Source organism: Bradyrhizobium sp. B120, assembly GCF_049075665.1.
Taxonomy (GTDB): Bacteria; Pseudomonadota; Alphaproteobacteria; order Rhizobiales; family Xanthobacteraceae; genus Bradyrhizobium.
On sequence record NZ_CP185242.1, the window covers coordinates 7,477,541 to 7,500,406 of the forward strand.

A 22,866-nucleotide genomic window follows, 5' to 3' on the forward strand; every position below is an offset into this window, starting at 1 on the left:
CCGGCCATGGCGGGAAGCAAGGCGGAGACGGAGGATACGACGGCGGGGCGGCGCGGCCGGCCACGCTCTGCCGCGACCACGGCCGCGATCCTGCACAGCGCCTATACGCTGATGGCGACCACCGGCCTTGCCGCCACCACGATCGACGCCATCGCGAGACACTCCAACGTCTCGAAGATGACGATCTACAAATGGTGGCCGTCGCGCGAGGCCTTGCTGATCGATGCCTTCCTCGACCAGGCCTCGCGCGCGGTGCCGCTGCCCGAGGCGGGCCATCCGGTCGCCCGTATCCGCCGCCACGTCGCGACCTATGTCGAGGCGTTGCAGGGCGAGTTCGGACGGGTGCAGCTCGCGGTGATCTCGGAATGCATCTCGCAGACCGGCACGGCGGAATTGTTCTACGAGCGCTACCTCGGCCTTCGTCGCAGCCGGATGCTGGAAATCATCGCCGCCGGCCAGAAGGACGGCAGCATCGGCGCGCCGGGTGTGCCCGGCGATATCTATGACGCGATCTACGGCAGCCTGTTCTATCGCTATGTCTTCGGCATCAAGCCGCTGACGCCGGCCTATGCCCGCAACCTCGTCAATCTGGTGCTGCGGCCGCACGCCGAGGCGTGAATATCAAGCAGAGCGCCGCCGCTGACGGCGGAACCAGGCCCAGGTCTCGCGCGTCACCGCGCGGTAGTTGCGGCCGCGATACACGATGTGGCCATCGACGATCGCGTTCAGCTTCGGCAAAGCATGGAACGGCACGGTCGGATAGGCATGGTGCTCGACATGATAGGGCATGTTCCAGGCGAACCATTTCATGATCCGGCCCGTCATCGTGGTACGGGTGTTCTCGAATGCGCTCCGCGTCCGCTCGCAACCGGTATGCTCTGCGTAGAGATACGGGCGCAGGATGAGCTGACCGGCTAGCAGCGGCACGATCCACACAAAGAGCAGGATCGTGCTGTGCAGCGCAAGCGATGCCACGAGCAACAGCAGGTAACCCGCGAGATAAAGTCTTGCCTCCAGCACGATCGCGGCGCGCTTGTGCTGCGGAATCCACGGCACCATCACATTCCCAGTGAGCGCATGCCGAAACATCAGCCGGATCCGCACCAGCACCTGCAACAGCCCCGAATAGGCGATCGCGAGCTGGGTGTCCGACGCAGGCTTGGGACCGACGATCAGCTCCGGGTCCTTCTCCGGATCCTGGGTGTAGCGATGATGGTCCCAGTGAAACAGGCAGTAATATTGGTAGGGCAATCCGATCAAGAAGGCCGACAGGTTGCCGACCACAAGATTGAGCGCATGACTGCGGAACGCCGTCTTGTGCGCGGTCTCGTGCACCACCATGAACAGGAACGCGACGAAATAGCCTTGGAGCGCAATCAGCGGCATCGCCCACGCCAGACCATAGCGTGACGAGACCAGCCAGATCAGCGCGCCGACCACACCGATCATCCCGTAATGGCTGGCGGCGCGCACCGCGCCGGCAACGTTCGACTTGGCCGACAGGTCGCGCAAGGTGAGCGGGCTGAGCGGCTTCAGGCGAGGTCCGGCGTCACTGGTCTCTGCGGTGCTCATGGACGTCTCACCTGTCAGCGTTGCAAGAGCGCCGAGATTTCGGCGTTGATGAAGGCGCGGTCTTCGGCGTTGTTGACGGGATTGCCGGCCCGGTGCCCGTGGATCGAGGGGATCGCATGCAGCGCCGCTGAGCGGGCATTGACCAGGCGGCCGAGCTCATCCTCGTTGTCGCGCGGATCGAAATAGCGGTCGGTACGCCCCGGCATCAGCAGCACGTGGGCCCTGATCGCCGCCATTGCGCGGTCGAAGTCACCGCCGAATTCATCGCAGCGGCTGATATCGCCGTCCTGCCAGATCGCAATCTGTGCCAGCAGATTGTTCGCATCGCGCCGCGCGAAGGCCCCGTCCCAGGATCCCGCGAGGTAGTCCTCCAACGAGCTGAAGCCGGCCTCGCGCCAGACTTCCTCGCGATAGAACGCGTGCGACATCGCCCAGCCGGCATAGACGCGCCCCATCGCGCGAAGGCCCACTGTCGGCTTGGCGACGAAGCGGCCATCCTGATAGGCGGGATCGGCGGTCAGCGCGGCCTTCACACCTTCGAGGAAGACATGATTGTAAGGCGAGCACCGCGCGCTGCCGCAGACCACCGCCGCGCGTTCCACCATGTCAGGATAGCGCGCGGCCCAGTGATAGGCCTGCATGCCGCCCATCGACCAGCCGTAGACCAGCGCGAGCTTGGTCACGCCGAACCGCTCGACCAGCAGCCGCCGCTGGATGGCGACGGCGTCAAGATAGGTGAAGGCTGGAAATGGTGCGCCGCCGAGCACCTCGCTCGAATTCGACGGCGAGGATGACAGGCCGTTGCCGAACAGGTTCGCGATGATGATGAAGTAGCGCTCGGGATCGAGCGCCCCGCCCGGCTGCACCAGCCATTCGATGTCGTAATGCTGTGCGGCGAACGACGTCGGATAGAGAATGACGTTGTCCTTGGCCGCGTTCAGCGTGCCGTAGGTCTTGTAGGCGAGCGCAAGCTGCGGAAACACCGCGCCGCCCTGCAAGGTCACCCTGCCTGCCTCGAACACCTCATAGTCACGTGGCGTGGTCATGCGCATTCGACCTCGATCGGCAGGGCGCGACGTTGCGCCTTCAATAACTGTACTTATAGTACACTAATTAGGAACCGAAGCAAGAGCGGCGAAGGTGGAATGACACCGGGCCGATCCATTCAAAATCGGTATCGATCAATACCCGTTTCGGCTTGGACCCATTGCCGTCATCTCTCTAGGACAGACCCCGAGGAAATCTTAAGGAGGCGCGAATGAGCGCAATTGTGTCCGCCACGGACGCGCGGCGATCCCGCGTCCGGTTGTTGATCGTGACGATGCTGTTTCTCGTCACCACCGTGAATTATGCCGATCGCGCCACGCTCTCGATCGCCGGCCCTGCCCTTTCCAAGGAACTGCATCTCGACCCCGTCGCGATGGGTTACGTGTTCTCGGCCTTCGGCTGGTCCTATGTGATCGCTCAGGTGCCGTGCGGCTGGCTGCTCGACCGCTACGGCTCCAAATGGGTCTATGCGATCAGCATCATCGTCTGGTCGATCTTCACCGCGATGCAGGGTCTGGTTGGGTTCCTCTCGGCCGGCGCGGCCGTGGCCCTGCTGTTCGGGCTGCGTTTCCTGGTCGGCTTCGCCGAAGCGCCATCGTTCCCGGCCAATGCCCGCATCGTCGCAGCCTGGTTCCCCGGCAATGAGCGCGGCACGGCATCGGCGTTCTTCAACTCCGGACAATATTTCGCGACCGTGATCTTCGCACCGCTGATGGGCTGGATCGCGCACGAATACGGCTGGCGCCACGTGTTTTACGTGATGGGCGGGCTCGGCATCATCATGGGCATCGCCTGGATCAAGACGATCTACGAGCCGAAGGACCATCCTGGGATCAACGAGGCCGAATTCGACTACATCAAGCAGGGCGGCGCGCTGGTCGACATGGATGCGGCGAAGGCCGGCAAGACGCAGGACAGCGGCCCCGGCTGGGACCATATTCGCCAGCTGCTCGCCAACCGCATGATGCTCGGCGTCTATATCGGCCAGTACTGCATCAACACGCTGACCTACTTCTTCCTGACCTGGTTCCCGGTCTATCTGGTGAAGGAACGCGGGCTCTCGATCCTGCAGGCCGGTTTCGTCGCGACGTTGCCGGCGCTGTGCGGCTTCGTCGGCGGTGTGCTCGGCGGCGTGATCTCGGACTACCTGCTGCGCCGCACCGGCTCGCTGACCATGGCGCGCAAGATCCCGATCGTCGGCGGCATGCTGCTGTCGATGGTGATCATCGCCTGCAACTACGTCGACAGCCAGGCGCTGGTGGTCGGCTTCATGGCGCTCGCCTTCTTCGGCAAGGGGATCGGCGCGCTCGGCTGGGCCGTCGTCTCCGACACCTCGCCAAAGGAAGCCGGCGGCGTCTCCGGCGGCTTGTTCAACACCTTCGGCAATCTGTCCTCGATCACCACGCCGATCATCATCGGCTACATCCTGGCCGCCACCGGCTCGTTCAACGGCGCGCTGGTGTTCGTCGGCGCCAACGCGCTGGTCGCGGCGATCGCCTATCTGTTCATCGTCGGCGAGATCAAGCGGGTGCAGCTGAAGGCGGCCTGAGCCAAGTAGGCAATAAGGCTGCGCCGCCGCAACAGCAGATCAACGGCGGCTTCGGCCGCCGTCTTTGTCTTCTTGTTTGTCTGCTTTTTTGTCTTCTTGGCCAGTGGGAGGCATCGATGCTAGAACGTACAAATCCTCGACCGATCCATTCCAGGCTAGCATCGATGTTCGACCTGAACCAGCTCCGCTGTTTCGTCACGGTAGCCGAGGAATTGCACTTCGGCCGCGCCGCGGCGCGGCTCAACATGACGCAGCCGCCGCTCAGCCGGCAGATCCAGGTGCTCGAGCACATCATCGACGCGCCGCTGCTGGAACGCACCAGCCGTTCGGTGCGGCTGACCCCGGCGGGACGCAGCTTCCTGCCCGAGGCGCGGCGCATCCTCAAGCTCGCGGAATCCGCTTCGCAGGTCGCCCGTCGCATCGCGCTCGGCAAGACCGGCTCGCTCAAGATCGGCTTCACGGCCGCGGCCGCCTACGGCTTCCTCCCCGACTTGATTGCAGCCGCCCGCTCCCGCCTGCCCGAGGTCGATTTTTCCCTCAAGGAGATGGTGTCGGGCGATCAGTTCGAGGCGCTCACCACCGGCCAGATCGATGCCGGCCTGCTGCGCCCGCCGATCGCGCGGCCGGAATTCGCAAGTCGCCGCGTCGTCGCCGAGCCGCTGCTGGCTGCGATCCCGAAGAAGCATCCGCTGGCCGCGGCGGAAACCGTCAGCATCAAGGATTTCGACGACCAGCCCTTCGTGATGTATTCGCCCTATGAGGCGCGCTACTTCCACGATCTGCTGGTGTCGCTGTTCACGCGCGCCGACGTGCTGCCGCGCTATGTGCAGCATCTCAGCCAGATCCACTCGATCCTCGCCATGGTGCGCGCCGGGCTCGGCGTCGCCATCGTGCCGGAGGCCGCCGCCAGCCTGAAGATCGCGGACGTCAAGTTGAAGCCGCTGAAGCTGCGCACGCCGGTGCCGGTCGAATTGTTCATGGTGTGGCGGCGCGATCACGAGAACCAGTTGCTGCCGTCCCTGATCGAGATCGCAACCGAAATCGCCGCGCCGCATCTGCGCGGCGATTGATGCAGATTGTGCATCACTCGATACCGCGTTTGGCTTGGACGCGCATCGAAGCATTCCCTAAGAATTCGGCCATGGACGCGCGCTGCTCGCGCATCCCTTATCCCAACATCATTCAAGGAGTGGCGCCATGAGCAAGATGACCCCTCGGGAGATGGCCGCGAGAATCGGTGGCGGCCTCCTGTCTTTTCCCGTGACCCCGTTCAAGCCGGACTATTCGTTCGACGAGGCGACCTATCGCGCCAACATGGACTGGCTGTGCGGTTATGACGTCGCCGGCCTGTTCGCCGCCGGCGGCACCGGCGAGTTCTTCTCGCTGACGCCGGCTGAAGTTCCCCACGTCGTGAAGATCGCGGTCGAAGAAACCAAGGGCCGCGTGCCCGTGCTGGCCGGCACCGGCTACGGCACCGCGATCGCCCGTGAGATCGCTATCGGCGCCGAGAAGGCCGGCGCCGACGGCCTCTTGCTGCTGCCGCCCTATCTCACCCATGCCGAGCAGGACGGCCTCGCCGCCCATGTCGAGGCGGTGTGTTCGTCGGTCAAGATCGGCGTCATCGTCTACAACCGCGACAATGCGATCCTGCAGCCGGACACGCTGGCGCGGCTCTGCGAGCGCTGCCCGAACCTCGTCGGCTACAAGGACGGCATCGGCGACATCGAGCTGATGACCCGCGTCTACACCAGGCTCGGCGACCGCCTGACCTATATCGGCGGCCTGCCGACCGCGGAGACCTTTGCGCTGCCCTATCTCGACATGGGCGTGACCACCTATTCGTCGGCGGTGTTCAACTTCGTACCGGAATTCGCCACCCAATTCTACGCCGCAGTGCGCCGGCGCGATCATCAGAGCATCCATGCAGGCCTGAAGGATTTCATCCTGCCGCTGATCGCGATACGCAATCGCAAGAAGGGCTATGCGGTGTCGATCATCAAGGCCGGCATGAAAGTGATCGGCCGCGATTCCGGCCCGGTGCGCCCGCCGCTGACCGATCTCACCGAGCAGGAGATCGCCGAGCTCGCGACACTGGTGGCAAAGCTGCCGCAGGCCGCGACCCAGCAGGCGGCGGAATAGGCCGAACGGCCAACGACCAACGGAGGAGCAGATGATTCAAGACACGATCCGCACCGGCTTTGCCGGCGCCCCCGTCGTCACGGCGATGGAGGTGATCCCGGTCGCCGGCCGCGACGGCATGCTCCTCAATCTGAGCGGCGCACATGCGCCGTTCTTCACCCGCAACCTCGTCATCCTGTCAGACAATTCCGGCCATACCGGCGTCGGCGAGGTGCCGGGCGGCGAGAAGATCCGCAAGACGCTGGAGGATGCCCGCGACCTCGTCGTCGGCCAGAGCATCGGCGCGTGCAACAACATCCTGGCGTCGATGCGCCAGACCTTCGCCGACCGCGACGCCGGCGGCCGGGGCAAGCAGACCTTTGACCTGCGCGTCACCATCCATGCCGTGACGGCGGTGGAATCCGCGCTGCTCGATCTGCTCGGCCAGCATCTCAATCTCCCGGTCGCAGCGCTGCTCGGCGAGGGCCAGCAGCGCGCGAGCGTCGAGACGCTCGGCTATCTCTTCTTCGTCGGCGACCGCAAGAAGACCAGCCTGCCTTATGTCGAGGGCGAGACCGGCAAGGCGGACTGGTTCAACCTGCGCCATCAGGTGGCGATGACACCGGAGGCGATCGTCCGGCTCGCCGAGGCGACGCAGGCGCATTACGGCTTTGCCGATTTCAAGCTCAAGGGCGGCGTGCTCGAGGGCGAACAGGAGATCGAGGCCGTCACCGCAATCGCAAAGCGCTTTCCGAACGCGCGCGTCACGCTCGACCCCAACGGCGCCTGGTCGCTCGACGAGGCGATCCGGCTCTGCAGCAACATGCATGGCGTGCTGGCCTATGCCGAGGATCCCTGCGGTGCCGAGGCCGGCTTCTCCGGCCGCGAGATCATGGCCGAGTTCCGCCGCGCCACCGGGCTGCCGACCGCGACCAACATGATCGCGACCGACTGGCGCCAGCTCTCCCACGCGCTGCGGCTCGGCGCCGTCGACATTCCGCTCGCCGATCCGCATTTCTGGACCATGCAGGGCTCGGTGCGGGTGGCGCAGACCTGCCGCGACAACGGCCTGACCTGGGGCTCGCACTCCAACAACCATTTCGACATTTCGCTGGCGATGTTCACCCATGTCGGCGCCGCCGCGCCCGGCAAGGTGACCGCGATCGACACCCACTGGATCTGGCAGGACGGCCAGGCGTTGACCAAGGAGCCGTTGCAGATCAAGGGCGGCAAGATCGCGATCCCGGACCGTCCCGGCCTCGGCATCGAGCTCGATCGCGGTGCCATCGAGGCGGCGAACGCGCTATACAAGCAGCATGGCCTCGGCGCACGCGACGATGCGCTGGCCATGCAGTTCCTGATTCCCGGCTGGACATTCGACGACAAGCGTCCCTGCCTCGTGCGCTAACAAGAAAGGTTGGAAACATGACCGCCCACCAGAAGAACTTCATCGCCGGCGAATGGATCGACGGAACAAGCATCACGCGGGACATCAACCCCTCCAACACGGCCGACGTGGTCGGCGAATACGCCAAGGCCGACAAGGCACAGACCGAAAAGGCGATCGCCGCGGCGAAGGCCGCCTTCCCGGCCTGGGCGCGCTCAACGCCGCAGGAGCGCTTTGACGCGCTGACCAGGATCTCCGTCGAAATCCTCGCCCGCAAGGAAGAGCTCGGCCGCCTGCTGGCGCGCGAGGAAGGCAAGACGCTGCCCGAGGGCATCGGCGAGGTGGCGCGCGCCGGGCAGATCTTTGCGTTCTTCGCCGGCGAGGCGCTGCGGCTGATGGGCGAGAAGGGAGCATCGGTGCGCCCCGGCCTCGATGTCGAGATCACCCGCGAGCCGGTCGGCGTCATCGGCATGATCACGCCGTGGAATTTCCCGATCGCGATCCCGGCCTGGAAGATCGCGCCCGCGCTCTGCTACGGCAATTCAGTGGTGTTCAAGCCGGCCGAGCTGGTGCCGGGCTCCGCGCATGCGCTGTCCGAGATCATCGCGCGCTCCGGCATTCCGGCCGGAGTCTTCAACCTCGTGGTCGGCTCGGGCTCGGTGGTCGGCCAGACCCTGCTCGATCATCCTGATGTTGCCGCGATCTCCTTCACCGGCTCGGTACAGACCGGCCGCAAGATCGCGCAGGCCTGCGTGCTCTCCAATCCGATGAAGAAGTTCCAGCTCGAGATGGGCGGCAAGAACCCGCTGGTCGTGCTCGATGACGCCGACGTCAAGGTCGCGGTCGAGGTCGCGGTCAACGGCGCCTATTTCTCGACCGGCCAGCGCTGCACGGCGTCTTCGCGCCTGATCGTCACCGCGGGGATTCACGACCGCTTCGTCGCCGCGATGACCGAGCGCATGAAGGGGCTCTCGGTGGATGACGCGCTGAAGAGCGGCGTGCATGTCGGCCCCGTGGTCGACCAGAGCCAGCTCGACCAGGACCTCCGCTACATCAAGCTCGGCCAGGACGAAGGCGCCCGGCTGCACTGGGGCGGCGAACTGCTGAACCGCGAGACGCCCGGCTTCTATCTGCAGCCCGCGCTGTTCACCGAGGCGAACAACCAGATGCGGATCGCCCGCGAGGAGATTTTTGGCCCGGTCGCCTGCGTGATCCGCGCCAAGGATTATGAGGAGGCGCTTGCGATCTCCAACGACACCGAGTTCGGCCTTGCGTCGGGCATCTGCACGTCCAGCCTGAAACACGCCTCGCACTACAAGCGCAACAGCGAGAGCGGCATGGTGATGGTCAATCTGCCGACCGCCGGCGTCGATTACCACGTGCCGTTCGGCGGCCGCAAAGGCTCGAGCTACGGCGCGCGCGAACAGGGCGCCTATGCCCGCGAGTTCTACACCACGGTGAAGACGGCTTATACATTCCCGGGGTGAAGGCAGTCGCACCTCGTCGGTGCTGCGCCCCCTCTCCCGCTTGCGGGGGAGGGTTGGGGTGGGGGCTCTCTCCACAAGTCATACTGTGGAGAGAGCCCCCACCCGTCACGCTACGCGTGCCGACCTCCCCCGCAAGCGGGAGAGGTGAAGCAAGAGAGCCGTTAGCGCCGAAAACCTCAGGAGAGCGTCATGGACCAGTCGATCGGCGCGCAGGAGCAGCCCCGCTACATCAAGCTCAACGCGCGCGACAATGTCGCGATCGTCGTGAATGATTTCGGCTTGCCCGCCGGCTCGCGCTTCGCCTGCGGCCTGACGCTGCGCACCTTCGTGCCGCAGGGCCACAAGACCGCGCTGGAGGACATCGCCGAGGGCGCGGCGATCGTCCGCTATGGCGAGGTGATCGGCCATGCGCTGTCGCCGATCCTGGCCGGCGAATGGGTCGACGAGGCGCGCATCCGCATGCCCGACGCGCCGTCGCTCGATCAGCTCGAGATTGCAACCGCGGTGCCGCCGGCACCGCCGCCGCTCGAAGGCTTCACCTTCGAGGGCTATCGCAATCGCGATGGTTCGGTGGGAACGAAGAACATCCTCGGCATCTCCTCCTCCGTGCAATGCGTCAAGGGCACGATGGAGTACGCCGTCAAGCGCATCCGCGCCGAGCTATTGCCGAAATATCCCAATGTCGATGACGTCGTGCCGCTGACCCACGCCTATGGTTGCGGCGTCGCGATCACGGCGCCCGACGCCGTGGTGCCGATCCGCACGTTGCAGAACCTCGCGCTCAATCCGAATTTCGGCGGCGAGATCCTCGTGGTCGGGCTCGGCTGCGAGAAGCTCGCGCCGGAACGGCTGGTGCCGGAAGGCGTCAACGACGCCATCGTGCGGATGCAGGACGAAGCCTTCGACGGCTTCGGCGCCATCGTCGACGCCATCATGACCCAGGCCGAGGCCCGCCTGAAGGTGCTCAACGCCCGCACGCGCGAGACCTGCCCGGCCGCCGATCTCGTGATCGGCCTGCAATGCGGCGGCAGCGATGCATTCTCCGGCGTCACGGCGAACCCCGCGGTCGGCTTCGCCGCCGACCTGCTGGTTCGCGCCGGCGCGACTGTGATGTTCTCGGAAGTGACCGAGGTGCGCGACGCGATCCAGCTGCTGACCCGCCGCGCCGTCAACGAGGATGTCGGCCGCGCGCTGATCCGCGAGATGGCCTGGTACGACGCCTATCTCGCCCGCGGCGGCGCCGACCGCAGCGCCAACACGACGCCGGGCAACAAGAAGGGCGGGCTCGCCAACATCGTTGAAAAATCCCTGGGCTCGATCGTCAAGTCCGGCTCCGGCCCGATCGCCGGCGTGCTGTCGCCGGGCGAGAAGGCGCGGCAGAAGGGCATGCTGTTTGCCGCGACACCGGCGAGCGACTTCATCTGCGGCACCCTGCAGCTCGCCTCCGGCATGACCTTGCAGGTGTTCACCACCGGCCGCGGCACGCCCTATGGCCTCGCCGCAGCCCCCGTCATCAAGGTCGCGACCCGCAGCGAGCTGGCGCGGCGCTGGAAGGACCTGATCGATTTCGACGCCGGCTGCATCGCGACCGGCGAGAAGACCATCGAGGAAACCGGCTGGGATCTGTTCCGCCTGATCCTCGACGTCGCGAGCGGCCGCACCAAGCCGTGGTCGGACCGCTGGGGTATCCACAACGATCTGACGCTGTTCAACCCGGCGCCGGTCACCTGAGCAGCGCAGCGTTCGCGAAAGCGGCCCTGTTCGGGAACCTCGCTGAACAGACATTCACCTGTGTGGCGAAATGCTCATGTTCCATGTGTTGAATAGCCCGATTTGATGGCCCACGTCCTCATCAACAGGAGGACATTCCATGAAGCAATCGCAGCACTTCCTCGACAATGCGGAGAACTGCGCGCAGCTTGCCGAGCGCGCCGACGACGAGCCGACCTACAACCGCTACAAGCGCATGGAAGCGGCCTGGCGCGCGCTGGCCAAGGAGCAGGATTGGCTCGACGGCGAGACCTCGCCGTCGGAAACCGCAGCCGCAGCTCCGTCGGAAACCGCAGCACGAATCTGAGCCAGCCCAGGTCTGAAATTTCCAGGTCTGAAAATCCCATGTCTGGAAATGGCCCGCGCGCGACAATCAAATGTCGCCGCGGGCCGCTCCTACTCGGCGCTGCGGTGCCGCTGCCAGCGCAGCAGATAGGCCTGCAGCCGCCAGATGATTGCCGACAGCACGACGCCGACCAGCATCAAGACCACGACCGCGACCATCATGCCCGAGGCCTCGCCGCGCGCCTCCGACTCGATGATGAGGCGGCCGATGCCGCGCTCGGCGCCGATGAACTCGCCGACGATGACGCCGATCAGCGCGAACGAGATCGCAGGTGTCAGCGAGGCGAACACCCAGGCCATGGTCGAGGGGATCACCACCGTGCGGGTGATCTGCCACTCGCTGGCGCCGAGCAGCCGCGCCGCGTTGGTAAAGCCTTCATCGATCGAGCGCGCGCCCTCGAAGGTGTTGAAGAACACCAGGAACACAACGACGATCCAGGACGTCACGATCTTCGACATGTCGCCGATCCCGAACGCCAGGACGATGATCGGCGCCAGCGCGATCCGCGGGATCGAATTGACCGCGGTGATGAACGGCTGGAAGATCGCGCTGAGCCGATCGGATCGCCCGAGGATCAGCCCGGCGGCGAAGCCGCTGACCACGCCGGTGACGAAGCCGAAGAAGGTGTTCTTCAGCGTGATCGCCGTCGCGGCCCAGAGATTGTTCTCGTTGCGCGCCAGGCACTTTGCGAACTGGCCGTTGAACCAGCCGTTGAAGACGCCGAGCTTGGTCGTCAGGCAGCTCTGGACCAGGAAATTGTCGAAGATCATCGACGGCTTCGAGATGAAGTACGGGTCGAGCAGATCGGGCACCAGCCACGGCAGTTTGCTGCGCAGGTCATAGCCCCATTGCCAGACCGACAGCACGATGGCGCAGATCAGGAGCTGCCAGCCGATCGTGTTCATCATGCTGTACCGCTTCATGTGCTGCGGCCCTTGACGAATTCCTCGCCGAGCGAGTGCCAGATGTGCTGGAACAGCTCGGCATAGCGCGGCGTCTCGCGCACCTTCACCGCATCGCGCGGGCGCGCGAAGTCGACTGCGAACATGTCCTTGATCCGGCCCGGCCGCGCCGAGAACAGGATGATGCGGTCAGCGAGCGTCAGCGCCTCGCCGAGATCGTGGGTCACGAACAGCACGGTCTGCTGCTCGCGCTCCCAGATCCGCAGCAGCACCTCGTGCATGTCGATCTTGGTGTGGGTATCGAGCGCGCCGAACGGCTCGTCCATCAAGAGGATCTGCGGCTCGACGATCAGGGTCCGCATCAGCGCCGCACGCTGTCGCATGCCACCCGAAAGTGCCGACGGATAGGCGTTCTCAAATCCCTTCAGCCCGGCCTGCGCGACGCATTGCGCGATGCGCTCCTTCCGCTCTTGAGCCGACACGCCGGATAGCTCCAGCCCGTAGCCGATATTGTCGGCGACGGTCCGCCAGGGAAACAGCGTGTCGCGCTGGAACACGTAGCCGACATCGGGCGTCGCCTTGCCGGCGACGACGCGCTTTCCGTCGATCAGGATCTCGCCGCCGGTGGGGCGGATCAGCGAGGCGATCATGTTGAGCACCGTGCTCTTGCCGGAGCCGGACGGGCCGAGCAACGCGACGAACTCGCCGCGCCGCACGTCGAAGCTGACGTCACGGACGGCCTCGATCGTGGTTTTGGCGAGCTGGAACGACTTGCTCAGGCCCTTGACCTCGACGCGGCGGTCGGCCGAGGCGCGCGGCGATACGGTTGCGCTCGTCTCGAGCGCGCTCAACCCGGATAGGCCTTTCGCGCCGCGTCGATGAGATTGGAGTTGACCACGTCGGCGATCTTGAGCGGCTTGATGCCGGTCATCTCGCGGAACCAGACCTTCTCGCCGCGCGCGAAGCTCGCCGCGTCGACAGTACCCTCATAGTCCGCGACCTTCTGGATCGCTGATATCTCCAGCAGATTGGCGTCGCGCGAGGTGCTGCCGACATAGGGCTCGATGGCGTCGTAGACCTCGGTCGCCTTGTGGGACTTGATCCACTGCGAGGCGCGCCACAGCGCGGTGACGTAGGCCTGCATCTTGGCCGGGTCCTTGTCGATGGTGGCCTGCAATGTGAAATGCGCGGTCACCGGCACCTTGCCGCCGATATGCTTATTCCAGATCGCCTCGTCAGTGCCGTCGAACAGCAATTCGCCCCAGCCCTGCTGCTGCGCCTCGTTGAGCAGCGACAGCGAGCTGACGAGAATATCGACCTGCTTCGATTTCAACGACCCCAGCATGGTGTCGACATTGCCGGTGCCGATCCAGGTCACCTTGTCGTCGAGCCCCATGGTTTCCATGTAGTAGGACGACCAGACATGGTTGGTGCCGCCGAGCGAGGAGACCGAGACGATCGGCTTGCGGCCGTCGGGCCGCTTCCATTGCGTGAAGGCCTCCAGCGAGTTGATGCCCTGGTCCTTCAGATCCTTGCGCAGGATGAACATCACCGAGTTCGACCGTGTGTCGACCGGTAGCAGCACGCGCGCAGCACGGCCGTGATTGGTCAGCTGCATCGGATGGGTGACGTCGCCGATCCCGATATCGCCCTGCGAGGAGGCGATGATCTCGCGGGTCTTCACACCGCTGCCGCCCTGCACCAGCTTGCAGTCGAGCCCGGCCTCCTTGAAGTAGCCGATGCGGTCAGCGACAAATTGCGTCTGATAGACCGGCACCGCGACCGGATAGATCGCCCGTCCCGCGGCCGCCTGCGCCCATACCCGCCCGGTCGCCAGCGCTGCACCGCCGGCGGCGATCACCGTCAGGGCCGACCGCCGCGAAATGTGGGGCATGGCGACATAAGGCATCACGCGTGCTCCTTGGCCGAGATCTTGTCCAGCGCGCTGAGCACCGCGTCGCCCATCTGGACGGTCGACAGCTTCTTCGCACCCGCTTCCGCAATGTCGGCCGTTCGTGCGCCGGAGGCAAGCGCACTCTGCACCGCCTTTTCCAGCAGGTCGGCATCCTCGGGGCGGTTCAGCGTCAGGCGCAGCAGCATCGCGACGCTGAGGATCGAGCCGAGCGGATTGGCGACGCTCTTGCCCGCGATATCGGGCGCGCTGCCATGCACCGGCTCATACAGCGCCTTGCGCCGGCCGAAGCGATCGACCGGGCCGAGCGAGGCCGACGGCAGCATGCCGAGCGAGCCGGACGCCATCGCCGCGCAGTCGGACAGGATGTCGCCGAAGATGTTGCCGGTCACCATGACGTCGAACTGCCGCGGCTCGCGCACGATCTGCATCGCGGCGTTGTCGACATAGAGATGGGTCAGCTCGACGTCGGAGAACTCCTCCTTGTGCAGCCTGATCACCTCCTCGCGCCAGACCACGCTGGTCTCCAGCACATTGGCCTTGTCGACCGAGCAGACCTTGTTGCGCCGGGTTCGCGCCAGCTCGAATGCCGAGCGCGCCACGCGGCGGATCTGGTTCGTCGTGTACTGCTCGGTGTTGAAGCCGCGGCGCTGGCCGTCGGGCAATGTCTCGATGCCGCGCGGCTCACCGAAATAGATGCCGCTGGTCAATTCGCGGATGATGACGAAATCGACGCCGTCGAGCACCTCGGGCTTGAGCGGCGCCGACGCCGACAGCGCCGGGCTCGCCACGATCGGCCGCAGATTGGCGTAGAGGTCGTACTTGCTGCGCAGGCCCAAGAGACTGCCGGCCTTGCGCGCGGCCGCCGGCACTTCGGTGGTCTCGGGACCACCAGTCGCGCCCCACAGGATGGCGTCGGCCTCGTCCATCGCCTCCGCGGTGTCCTCGGGCAGCACCTTGCCGGTCGCCAGATACGGGATCAGGCCGTATTGCGCCTCGCGCAAGGTCATAGGCACGTTCCGTTTGGCCGCGAACCACTCGAGCACGCGGCGCGACTGTGCGGTGACCTCGGGGCCGATGCCCTCGCCGCCGACGACGGCGACCTTGACCATGTTGGATTGCGTGCTCATGCCGGTGTCCTTGAAGCGGGTGTCGTTGCAAAGTGAATCCAGGGCCGCGCCGTGCGGTCCGAAGCCTGGAAAGCGTGGATCTCGTCATCGCGCTGCAATGTCAGCGCCACCTCGTCGAGCCCCTTCAACAGCCCTTCGCGCCGCCGCGGGTCGATCTCGAAGGAATGCCGCGCGCCCGACGGCGAGACGATGGTTTGCGCCTCAAGGTCGATCGAGACCTTGCCCGCGCCCTGCGTCGCCTCGATGTCGGCGGCAAGCTGATTGACCACCGCCTTGTCGACGACGACGGGCAGGATGCCGTTCTGGAAGCAGTTGGCGAAGAAGATGTCGCCGAAGCCGGAGCCGATGACGGCGCGGATGCCGCGCTCCTGCAGCGACCACACCGCGCCCTCGCGCGAGGAGCCGCAGCCGAAATTCGGTCCGGTCACCAAGATCTCAGCCTCGCGATACGGCTCGCGGTTGAGGATGAAATCCGGATTCTCCGAGCCGTCGGCCAGATAGCGCAGCGAGCCGAACGCCCATTTGCCGAGCGTGCCGCGGATCGAATTGCCGACCAGGCGCTCGATGCGGATGATCACGTCGGTATCGATATTGGCGCGCATGATCGGCGCGGCGGTTGCGGTGAGCTTGTCGAACGGTTTTGGCATCGTCTAGCGCCCCATCATCCTGACATCGGCGATCGCACCGGCAATGGCCGAGGCCGCCGCACTCGCGGGGCTCGCCAGATGCGTCCGCGCCCGCGGCCCCTGCCGGCCGACGAAATTGCGGTTCGAGGTCGAGACCGAGCGCTGCCCGGGCGCCACCACCTCGCCATTGGCGGCCAGGCACATCGAGCAGCCCGGCTCGCGCCATTCGAAGCCGGCGTCGATGAAGATCTTGTCGAGCCCTTCGGCAACCGCCTCGCGCTTGACGTTCTCCGAGCCCGGCACCACCCAGGCCCGGACCCCGGGCGCGACCTTGCGGCCGCGCGCGACCTCGGCCGCGGCACGCAGATCGCTGAGCCGGCTGTTGGTGCAGGAGCCGATGAACACCCAATCGACCGGCGTGCCGGCAATCGGCGCACCGCCCTGCAGGCCCATATATTCAAGCGCGGTCTCGATCGCGGCGCGCCGCGCCGGATCGTCGACCGTCTTCGGATCGGGAATGAGGCCATCGACGCCGACGACATGCTCGGGGCTGATGCCCCAGGTCACCTGCGGGATGATTGTCTCGACATCGATCACCACCTCGCGGTCGAACACCGCGTCGGGATCGCTCGGCAGTTGGCGCCATGCCTTGACCGCGAGATCCCACATCTCGCCTTGTGGCGCGTAGGGACGGCCGCGCAGGTACTCGAAGGTTTTCTCATCGGGCGCCACCATGCCCATCTTGGCGCCGAGCTCGATCGAGAGGTTGCAGATCGTCAGCCGTCCCTCGATCGGCAGTTCGCGGATCGCACTGCCGGCATATTCGACCGCATAACCGGTGCCGCCAGCCGCGCCGATATGTCCGATCAGTGCGAGGATCATGTCCTTGGCGGTGACGCCGAGCGGCAGCTTGCCCTCGAAGCGCGCGCGCATCGTCTTCGGACGCTTCTGGATCAGCGCCTGCGTCGCCAGCACGTGGGTGAGCTCGCTCGACCCGATGCCGAAGGCGAGCGCGCCGAGGCCGCCATGGGTGCAGGTATGGCTGTCGCCGCAGACGATCGTCGCACCGGGCAGGCTCAAGCCGAGCTCCGGCCCGATGACGTGGACGATGCCCTGGCCGGGCTGATCGACATCGAACAGCGTGATGCCGCTCGCCGCCGTCTCGGCCCGCAGCGCGGCGAGCAATTCCTGTCCGATCTTGCTGGTTCCGGCGCGGCCGGGCGCCGTCGAGAGTGCATGATCCGGCGTCGCAAACGTCAGTTCGGGATTGTGAACCACGAGGCCACGGCTCTTGAGATCGAGCAGGCCGCGCGAGCCGCCGAGATCGTGCAGCAGATGGCGGTCGAGATGAAGGAGGTCCGTGTCCTCGCTGAGGCGGGCGATGACATGCTGGTCCCAGATCTTCTCGAGCAAACTCCGTCCGGGCATCCGCCTTCCCCTGCTCTCCGCGTTTCCATGCGGCTTGATCGAATTGGCGCCAATCTGTGCCAAAGTTGTCGTCAAGTGAAGCAGTTTTGCCCTAACATCACATATGTGATGGAGGCGCGGTCATTGCCCCGCCGCGGAGACAGCCATGCCGAACGCGAGCAAAACGGCCATCGTCAAATCGGCCATGCGGTCGTTTGCTGTTCTGGAGTTCTTTCGGGAAAGAAAGCGGGCTGCTTCCGTGACTGAAATAGCTTCCGCGCTGGAGATGCCCCAATCGAGCACGTCAGTGCTGCTTCGCAGTCTCGTTGAATTGAACTACCTTGAATACGACCGACGGACCCGGCGTTTCATCCCCAGCTACCGGGTCAATCTGCTTGGTGATTGGATCCGTCGTTCTCCGTTCCGGGACACAAAGCTCACCGATCTGATGGAGGAACTCTGGACCGCGACGGGCGGCGAGACCGTCATGCTCGGACAACAGGCCGGCGCCGCCGGGATGCGGTATCTGCACGTTGTCCCCGGCGGCAATCAGCTTCAGTTCATTGCAAATGCCGGTCAAATACGACCGATGGTTCGCACCGCGCTCGGACACGTGCTGCTGAGCCAAATGCCGAACACCAAAATTCGCGGCATCATCCGTCGGAATAACGCCGAGGAGCCGAGTCAGTCGGCGCGCGTTCGCGAAGCGGCCTTTCTGGAGGAGGTCGAGCGCATCCGCCGCCGCGGCTTTTCCGAGTCGAGCGGCCGCACGACGCCGGGCGCAAACACAATCGGCATGCTTGTTCCCCTGCCGAAGCGACGCGCGCCGCTCGCGATCGGCATCGGCGGACCAATCGAACGGATCGCGGCAAAGCGCGAGCACATCATTGAAGTCATGCAGAGCCGGCTGAAAGAACTGATAGAAGTGGCGCCGTAGCCCGGATGGAGCGAAGCGCAATCCGGGGTCAGGTCCTTCATGGAAAGACCAGCCCCGGATTTCGCTTCGCTGCATCCGGGCTACGAATACCTGGCTTTGCGCCGAAATTCCTACGACGCCAGCGCTTCCTCCGGCATCACGGCCGACAGATGCTGGCTCTCGGCCACCGCGCGGTTGGTGATGCGGCCGCGATGGACGTTGAGGCCGGCGCGCAGATGCGGATCCTCGACCAGCGCGCGCAATCCCTTCGAGGCCAGCGCCAGGCCGAACGGCAAGGTGGCGTGGTTGAGCGCATGGCTCGAGGTGACCGGCACTGCGCCCGGCATGTTGGCGACGCAATAATGCACGATGTCGTCGACCAGATAGGTCGGCGCCTGGTGCGTGGTCGCCTTCGAGGTCTCGAAACAGCCGCCCTGATCGATGGCGACGTCGACCAGCACCGCACGGCGTTTCATGCCTGCAAGCTGTGCGCGCGAGACAAGTTTCGGCGCGCTGGCACCGGGCACCAGCACCGCGCCGATCACAACGTCAGCTGCGAAAACCTCCTGCTCGATCGCCTCCAGCGTGGCGTATCGGGTGCGGACGCGCCCGAGGAAGAGGTCGTCGAGCGCGCGGAGCCGCGGCAATGAACGGTCAAGAATGGTGACGTCGCTGCCGAGCCCGGCCGCCATCCGCGCCGCATGGGTGCCGACCACGCCGCCGCCGATGATCGCAACGCGCGCCGGCGGAACGCCCGGCACGCCGCCGAGCAGCTTGCCCATCCCGTCGGCGGATTTGCGCAGCGCAGCCCCCGCGGCCTCGATCGCCAGCCGGCCGGCGACTTCGCTCATCGGCGCGAGCAGCGGCAGCCCGCCATGCGCGTCGGTCACGGTCTCATAGGCGACCGCCGTGCAGCCGGAGGCGATCAGCCCCGCGGTCTGCGGCACGTCGGGCGCAAGATGCAGATAGGTGAAGAGGATCTGGCCCTCGCGCAGCCTGATCCATTCGGATGGCTGCGGCTCCTTCACCTTCACGATCATCTCGGCGACCGAGAACACTTCTTCGGCGGTGTCGGCAATCCGTGCGCCGGCCTGGCTGTAGACGTCGTCGCCGGCGCCGATGCCGTCACCGGCGCCGCGCTGGACCACGACGTCGTGGCCGTGCGCCACATATTCCCGCACCGAGGCGGGCGTCAGCCCGACCCGATATTCCTCGACCTTGATCTCCTTGGGCACGCCAATGCGCATGGTCCGCTCCTTGAAAGATTCGCTTCCGCTACCGTCAAGGCTATGCCCCGTCACACGGCGTTTCTCAGCGAATTCCGGCTTGCTCACAGCCAAATACGCTCATATCCTTCATTGACGGCTTGGCTCTTGAAGGAAAACTGCGTGGACGGTCTCGATCGCATCGACCTCAGAATCCTTGGCGAGCTGGTCGCCGACGCCCGCGCGAGCCAGATCGAGCTGGCCGAGAAGGTCGGGCTGTCGCCGACCGCCTGCGCGCGGCGCATTCGGCATCTCGAGGAGATCGGCGTGATCCGCGGCTACCGCGCCGACCTCGAACCGAGCGCGCTCGGCCTTGTGACAACCGTCGTCGTCACCATCACGCTGGAGAAGCAGAGCGAGGATTATCTCGCGGCCTTCGAGGCCGCGATCGCACGCTGCCCCGATGTCGTGTCCTGCCATCTGATGTCAGGCAGCGACGATTATCATCTGCAAGTGATCGCCCGCGACATCGCCGACTTCGAGCGCATCCACAAGCAGCATCTGTCGCGGATGCCGGGCGTCGCTCGGATCCATTCCAGCTTCGCGATGCGCGAGGTGGTCCGCCGCACCATTCCGGAAACCGCACTGCGCGGCTAAGCAATCAGGATGGATTGCGACTCGCGCGCGGCCACATCCGCGCCAGCGTCTCGTCCTTCTTGACAACGACATGCCAGAGCGTCGCGGCGATATGCAGCGCGACCACCGCATAGACGACATAGGCCAGCAGGCCATGCGCGAGCTCGCCGGCCTCCGCCACCGCCTTGTTGTCGGCGAACAGGCGCGGCCAGCTGAAGGTCCAGAAATAGCGCAGCGAATAGCCGCCGGCCGACGAGAACATGTATCCGGTCACAGGCATCACGAACAGGACGGCGTAGAGCGCCCAGTGATTGAGCCGTGCCGCGATCCTGACGAGCGGCGAGAACGAACCCGGCTCCGGCGGCGCCGTGGTCACGGCCCGCACCATCAGCCGCAGGATCGCCAGGAAGAACAGGGTGACGCCGAGCGACTTGTGCAGCTCGAGCAGCTCGCGCCGCGGCGACGTTCCCGCCGGCTGTAGCCCGCAATAGAGCCCGATCAGCATGGCCGCGATGAACAGCACCGCCGTCGCCCAGTGAATCCGGCGGAGCAGCGGATCGTAGCTGGCCGTCATGTCCGTCGTCACAAGGCGCCTTGGCTTGAAGCCGCCCGTGCGGGTTCGGCCCGAAAATGGAAGGCCGTTCCATAGATGATCGCGCGACGCCTGCCTACGGGCGCGGGCGTCACCTTCGATCACGATCGCGAAGGCTGGAGGGCCATGTCTCCCCCTCGTCATTCCGGGGCACGCCAACGGGTCCGCGCAGCGCGCGGCGCGATGACAGGCTCCGCGCGAGCCCGGAATCCATCCAACCGCAACACGGCGGCCCGATGGATTCCGGGCCTGCGCCTTCGGCGCATCCCGGAATGACGAAGGAGGGACGGCGCGCCTCGGAATGACGAACGGAGGGTCCGCGCAGCCACGCGCTCACTGTCACAAACGCCGCGCTGTCACAAACGCTTTCACAATCGGAGCCGCCCGGCCCCGCGCCACACGCATTTTTTAGTCGTGATTCGTGACCTTCTATGACAGAATTACTACAATTCAATATCAGTTCGGTTACACGCGGAGCGGTGAATGAGCATGGAGTGGCGGGCGCGGCCGGTTTCGCTGGCTTGGTCGAATCCAGTGGTCCGGTGGTGGGGCTTCCTGAGCCTCGTCAGCGCCGCCAACATCGCGATCTGGTTCGCGCTGTACCGCCAGTTCCATGAGCAGTCGAACGGCAGCTTCAGCAACACGTCCGGCATCGGCCTGATGCTGCTGCTTTGCGCGGCCTATGTGTTCGGCTGCGCGTTCCGCTCGGTGCTGCCGCGCGCCGACGTGCAGCGCATCTGCCTGTTCGACACCTGGCTGTCGAGCGTCGTGGTCGGCCGCACGGTTGCCACCGTCGCCGAGGTCTGCTTCGCCGCGCAATGGGCGATCGTGCTGTATCAGCTCGGCAGCATGACCGGCGCCGAGACCACCATCAACATCGCCTGGATCATTGTGCCGCTGATCGTGATCGCGGAATGCTTCTCCTGGTATGCGGTGCTGACCACCCACTATCTCTGCAACGCGATCGAGAACTCGATCTGGGCCGTGGTGTTCTTCCTGGTCGGGATCGCGCTGTGCCGGCTGCTGCCCGAGTTTCAGGGCCCGGTGCGCTGGGCCTTCATCGTCGCGATCGTCGGCATCGCCGCCTTCCTCGCCTTCCTGATGACCGTCGACGTCCCGATGTACCTGAACCGGTGGCGCGCCAACCTCGCCGCCGGCGGCACCCTGCTGCATCCGCTCGAAGGCCTGCGCGACGTCAGCCGGCGCTGGGTCGTGACCCATGACATCGCCGAGTGGCGCGAGGAGATCGCCTGGATGTCGCTGTATTTCAGCATGGCGGTCTGGTCGAGCCTTGCGCTCTGCGTCGGCTACTCGCTCGAGGATCAGCTGCCGCGCTACCGCACCGAGCCTGCGATCGTCAGCACGACGCAGGCGATCGAACGCCCGGCACCGGCGATCGTGAGCACGACGCCGGCGGCGCAGCACACCGCAACGATCGACGCGGCGGCGCCGTCACGGAATTGAACGGCGCTCGCCGCGCGCGGCTTGTGGCCGTCAGCGCTTTCGGAGTAAAGGCTGGATCATCCCTGCTCATCCATCCGCGCGTTCCATGCCCCGCATCACCATCATCGAAACCGGGCTCGTCAGTCCGCAATTCCGCGAGCGCCACGGCAGCTATCCGCAGATGTTCCAGCGGATGGTGGCCGCGGCCGATCCATCCGTTGCCTGCGACGTCGTGAGCGTCGCCAACGGCGAGGCGCTTCCGGATCCCGCCACATTGGATGCGATCCTGATCACGGGATCAGCGGCCGGTGTCTACGACGATGTCGCCTGGATCGCGCCGCTCGAAGCCTTCGTGCGCACAGCCCACGACAAGCGCGTTCCGATGGTCGGCGTCTGCTTCGGCCATCAGCTAATCGCGCAGGCGCTCGGCGGCACCGTGCGCAAGTCAGAGAAGGGCTGGGGCATCGGCCGCCACGTCTATCGGATCGCACGGGACAACGGACTGCTCGACGGTGAAGCGATCGCGGTGGCCGCCTCGCATCAGGACCAGGTGATCACCCCGCCCGCCTCCGCGCGCACCATCATGGCGTCCGAGTTCACCCCGCATGCCGGGCTGCTCTATGCCAACGGCACCACGCTGTCGGTGCAGCCGCATCCGGAATTCACCGCCGGTTACGCCGACGCGCTATGCGACCTGCGCCGCGGCCTCGCGCCTGATACCGTGGTCGAGACGGCCAAGGCATCGCTCGCCGCACCGCTCGACCACGCCACGCTCGGCGGCGTGGTGACGCGCTTCCTCACGCGCCGCGCGCCTGAGTGAG

Annotated in this window: 22 protein-coding genes; 12 read left to right on the forward strand and 10 right to left on the reverse strand. The window is 65.6% G+C overall.

Annotated features, from left to right (window positions below; genetic code table 11):
* Nucleotides 1-6 precede the first annotated feature (6 nt).
* Nucleotides 7-618, forward strand: a complete 612-nt coding sequence (locus tag ACOIX3_RS34780) for a TetR/AcrR family transcriptional regulator (protein ID WP_420966573.1) — start codon at nt 7-9, stop codon at nt 616-618.
* A 3-nt stretch (nt 619-621) separates the two neighbouring features.
* Here ACOIX3_RS34780 and ACOIX3_RS34785 read toward each other — a convergent pair whose 3' ends face one another.
* Nucleotides 622-1,572 carry a fatty acid desaturase gene (locus tag ACOIX3_RS34785; protein WP_420966574.1) on the reverse strand — a complete coding sequence of 317 codons (951 nt, stop codon included), beginning with the start codon at nt 1,570-1,572 and terminating at the stop codon, nt 622-624.
* A 14-nt stretch (nt 1,573-1,586) separates the two neighbouring features.
* Entirely contained in the window at nt 1,587-2,618 is a 1,032-nt protein-coding gene (locus ACOIX3_RS34790; RefSeq protein ID WP_420966575.1) for an alpha/beta fold hydrolase, read from the reverse strand.
* Between the two features lie 212 nt (nt 2,619-2,830).
* On the opposite strand from ACOIX3_RS34790, the gene ACOIX3_RS34795 reads away from it, so the two are divergent.
* The 7 genes from ACOIX3_RS34795 to ACOIX3_RS34825 all read left to right on the forward strand — a co-directional run bounded on the left by ACOIX3_RS34795 (nt 2,831) and on the right by ACOIX3_RS34825 (nt 11,237).
* Entirely contained in the window at nt 2,831-4,168 is a 1,338-nt protein-coding gene (locus ACOIX3_RS34795) for an MFS transporter (protein WP_420966576.1), read from the forward strand.
* Between the two features lie 164 nt (nt 4,169-4,332).
* Nucleotides 4,333-5,238: a LysR substrate-binding domain-containing protein gene (locus ACOIX3_RS34800; RefSeq protein WP_420971866.1), complete on the forward strand. Its 906-nt coding sequence runs from the start codon at nt 4,333-4,335 to the stop codon at nt 5,236-5,238.
* A gap of 127 nt (nt 5,239-5,365) precedes the next feature.
* A complete protein-coding gene (gene kdgD / locus ACOIX3_RS34805) occupies nt 5,366-6,307 on the forward strand; it encodes a 5-dehydro-4-deoxyglucarate dehydratase (protein WP_420966577.1) in 942 nt (313 codons plus the stop codon).
* 31 nt (nt 6,308-6,338) lie between these two features.
* Complete coding sequence (gene gudD / locus ACOIX3_RS34810; RefSeq protein ID WP_420966578.1) at nt 6,339-7,694, forward strand: glucarate dehydratase; 1,356 nt, start codon at nt 6,339-6,341, stop codon at nt 7,692-7,694.
* A 17-nt stretch (nt 7,695-7,711) separates the two neighbouring features.
* Nucleotides 7,712-9,160, forward strand: a complete 1,449-nt coding sequence (locus tag ACOIX3_RS34815) for an aldehyde dehydrogenase family protein (protein WP_420966579.1) — start codon at nt 7,712-7,714, stop codon at nt 9,158-9,160.
* A gap of 189 nt (nt 9,161-9,349) precedes the next feature.
* Nucleotides 9,350-10,891: a galactarate dehydratase gene (gene garD, locus ACOIX3_RS34820; RefSeq protein WP_420966580.1), complete on the forward strand. Its 1,542-nt coding sequence runs from the start codon at nt 9,350-9,352 to the stop codon at nt 10,889-10,891.
* A 139-nt stretch (nt 10,892-11,030) separates the two neighbouring features.
* Nucleotides 11,031-11,237: a hypothetical protein gene (locus ACOIX3_RS34825; RefSeq protein WP_420966581.1), complete on the forward strand. Its 207-nt coding sequence runs from the start codon at nt 11,031-11,033 to the stop codon at nt 11,235-11,237.
* An 89-nt stretch (nt 11,238-11,326) separates the two neighbouring features.
* Here the strand turns inward: ACOIX3_RS34825 and ACOIX3_RS34830 are convergent, their stop codons facing one another.
* From ACOIX3_RS34830 to leuC, 6 genes are read right to left on the reverse strand one after another with little or no spacing between them, the layout of a single operon-like run.
* Complete coding sequence (locus ACOIX3_RS34830) at nt 11,327-12,199, reverse strand: ABC transporter permease (protein WP_420966582.1); 873 nt, start codon at nt 12,197-12,199, stop codon at nt 11,327-11,329.
* Complete coding sequence (locus ACOIX3_RS34835; protein WP_420966583.1) at nt 12,196-13,029, reverse strand: ABC transporter ATP-binding protein; 834 nt, start codon at nt 13,027-13,029, stop codon at nt 12,196-12,198. Before ACOIX3_RS34835 ends, ACOIX3_RS34830 begins: the two co-directional genes overlap by 4 nt.
* Complete coding sequence (locus ACOIX3_RS34840) at nt 13,026-14,087, reverse strand: ABC transporter substrate-binding protein (protein ID WP_420966584.1); 1,062 nt, start codon at nt 14,085-14,087, stop codon at nt 13,026-13,028. The genes ACOIX3_RS34835 and ACOIX3_RS34840 overlap by 4 nt, the downstream gene beginning before the upstream one ends.
* On the reverse strand, nt 14,087-15,220 hold the full coding sequence (leuB, locus tag ACOIX3_RS34845) for a 3-isopropylmalate dehydrogenase (RefSeq protein WP_420966585.1): 1,134 nt from the start codon (nt 15,218-15,220) through the stop codon (nt 14,087-14,089). The genes ACOIX3_RS34840 and leuB overlap by 1 nt, the downstream gene beginning before the upstream one ends.
* Nucleotides 15,217-15,867: a 3-isopropylmalate dehydratase small subunit gene (gene leuD, locus ACOIX3_RS34850; protein ID WP_420966586.1), complete on the reverse strand. Its 651-nt coding sequence runs from the start codon at nt 15,865-15,867 to the stop codon at nt 15,217-15,219. The genes leuB and leuD overlap by 4 nt, the downstream gene beginning before the upstream one ends.
* A 3-nt stretch (nt 15,868-15,870) precedes the next feature.
* Nucleotides 15,871-17,274 carry a 3-isopropylmalate dehydratase large subunit gene (gene leuC, locus ACOIX3_RS34855; protein WP_420966587.1) on the reverse strand — a complete coding sequence of 468 codons (1,404 nt, stop codon included), beginning with the start codon at nt 17,272-17,274 and terminating at the stop codon, nt 15,871-15,873.
* 145 nt (nt 17,275-17,419) lie between these two features.
* Here leuC and ACOIX3_RS34860 point away from each other — a divergent pair, with 145 nt between their 5' ends.
* The gene (locus ACOIX3_RS34860; protein WP_420966588.1) at nt 17,420-18,190 is read left to right on the forward strand and encodes an IclR family transcriptional regulator; all 771 of its coding nucleotides are present in this window, start codon (nt 17,420-17,422) and stop codon (nt 18,188-18,190) included.
* Nucleotides 18,191-18,300: 110 nt separating this feature from the next.
* On the opposite strand, the gene ald is transcribed toward ACOIX3_RS34860, so the two are convergent.
* A complete protein-coding gene (gene ald / locus ACOIX3_RS34865) occupies nt 18,301-19,416 on the reverse strand; it encodes an alanine dehydrogenase (RefSeq protein ID WP_420966589.1) in 1,116 nt (371 codons plus the stop codon).
* A 126-nt stretch (nt 19,417-19,542) separates the two neighbouring features.
* On the opposite strand from ald, the gene ACOIX3_RS34870 reads away from it, so the two are divergent.
* Nucleotides 19,543-20,031, forward strand: coding sequence for an Lrp/AsnC family transcriptional regulator (locus ACOIX3_RS34870; protein WP_420966590.1), 489 nt, complete (start codon nt 19,543-19,545; stop codon nt 20,029-20,031).
* Nucleotides 20,032-20,035: 4 nt separating this feature from the next.
* Here the strand turns inward: ACOIX3_RS34870 and ACOIX3_RS34875 are convergent, their stop codons facing one another.
* Nucleotides 20,036-20,584 carry a cytochrome b gene (locus tag ACOIX3_RS34875; RefSeq protein WP_420966591.1) on the reverse strand — a complete coding sequence of 183 codons (549 nt, stop codon included), beginning with the start codon at nt 20,582-20,584 and terminating at the stop codon, nt 20,036-20,038.
* A gap of 507 nt (nt 20,585-21,091) precedes the next feature.
* Here ACOIX3_RS34875 and ACOIX3_RS34880 point away from each other — a divergent pair.
* Nucleotides 21,092-22,066, forward strand: a complete 975-nt coding sequence (locus ACOIX3_RS34880; RefSeq protein ID WP_420971867.1) for a hypothetical protein — start codon at nt 21,092-21,094, stop codon at nt 22,064-22,066.
* An 85-nt stretch (nt 22,067-22,151) separates the two neighbouring features.
* Nucleotides 22,152-22,865, forward strand: a complete 714-nt coding sequence (locus tag ACOIX3_RS34885; protein ID WP_420966592.1) for a type 1 glutamine amidotransferase — start codon at nt 22,152-22,154, stop codon at nt 22,863-22,865.
* Nucleotide 22,866: the final 1 nt, after the last annotated feature.

Excerpts from the sequence above, each read along its gene's own strand:
- leuB (WP_420966585.1), bottom strand. The coding sequence starts at position 15,220 with ATGAGCACGCAATCCAACATGGTCAAGGTCGCCGTCGTCGGCGGCGAG.
- ACOIX3_RS34830 (WP_420966582.1), bottom strand. The coding sequence starts at position 12,199 with ATGAAGCGGTACAGCATGATGAACACGATCGGCTGGCAGCTCCTGATC.
- ACOIX3_RS34880 (WP_420971867.1), top strand. The coding sequence starts at position 21,092 with ATGGAGTGGCGGGCGCGGCCGGTTTCGCTGGCTTGGTCGAATCCAGTG.
- kdgD (WP_420966577.1), top strand. The coding sequence starts at position 5,366 with ATGAGCAAGATGACCCCTCGGGAGATGGCCGCGAGAATCGGTGGCGGC.
- ACOIX3_RS34825 (WP_420966581.1), top strand. The coding sequence starts at position 11,031 with ATGAAGCAATCGCAGCACTTCCTCGACAATGCGGAGAACTGCGCGCAG.
- garD (WP_420966580.1), top strand. The coding sequence starts at position 9,350 with ATGGACCAGTCGATCGGCGCGCAGGAGCAGCCCCGCTACATCAAGCTC.
- ACOIX3_RS34785 (WP_420966574.1), bottom strand. The coding sequence starts at position 1,572 with ATGAGCACCGCAGAGACCAGTGACGCCGGACCTCGCCTGAAGCCGCTC.
- leuD (WP_420966586.1), bottom strand. The coding sequence starts at position 15,867 with ATGCCAAAACCGTTCGACAAGCTCACCGCAACCGCCGCGCCGATCATG.
- leuC (WP_420966587.1), bottom strand. The coding sequence starts at position 17,274 with ATGCCCGGACGGAGTTTGCTCGAGAAGATCTGGGACCAGCATGTCATC.
- gudD (WP_420966578.1), top strand. The coding sequence starts at position 6,339 with ATGATTCAAGACACGATCCGCACCGGCTTTGCCGGCGCCCCCGTCGTC.
- ACOIX3_RS34800 (WP_420971866.1), top strand. The coding sequence starts at position 4,333 with ATGTTCGACCTGAACCAGCTCCGCTGTTTCGTCACGGTAGCCGAGGAA.
- ACOIX3_RS34780 (WP_420966573.1), top strand. The coding sequence starts at position 7 with ATGGCGGGAAGCAAGGCGGAGACGGAGGATACGACGGCGGGGCGGCGC.
- ACOIX3_RS34840 (WP_420966584.1), bottom strand. The coding sequence starts at position 14,087 with ATGCCTTATGTCGCCATGCCCCACATTTCGCGGCGGTCGGCCCTGACG.
- ACOIX3_RS34875 (WP_420966591.1), bottom strand. The coding sequence starts at position 20,584 with ATGACGGCCAGCTACGATCCGCTGCTCCGCCGGATTCACTGGGCGACG.
- ald (WP_420966589.1), bottom strand. The coding sequence starts at position 19,416 with ATGCGCATTGGCGTGCCCAAGGAGATCAAGGTCGAGGAATATCGGGTC.
- ACOIX3_RS34790 (WP_420966575.1), bottom strand. The coding sequence starts at position 2,618 with ATGACCACGCCACGTGACTATGAGGTGTTCGAGGCAGGCAGGGTGACC.
- ACOIX3_RS34795 (WP_420966576.1), top strand. The coding sequence starts at position 2,831 with ATGAGCGCAATTGTGTCCGCCACGGACGCGCGGCGATCCCGCGTCCGG.
- ACOIX3_RS34815 (WP_420966579.1), top strand. The coding sequence starts at position 7,712 with ATGACCGCCCACCAGAAGAACTTCATCGCCGGCGAATGGATCGACGGA.
- ACOIX3_RS34860 (WP_420966588.1), top strand. The coding sequence starts at position 17,420 with ATGCCGAACGCGAGCAAAACGGCCATCGTCAAATCGGCCATGCGGTCG.
- ACOIX3_RS34885 (WP_420966592.1), top strand. The coding sequence starts at position 22,152 with ATGCCCCGCATCACCATCATCGAAACCGGGCTCGTCAGTCCGCAATTC.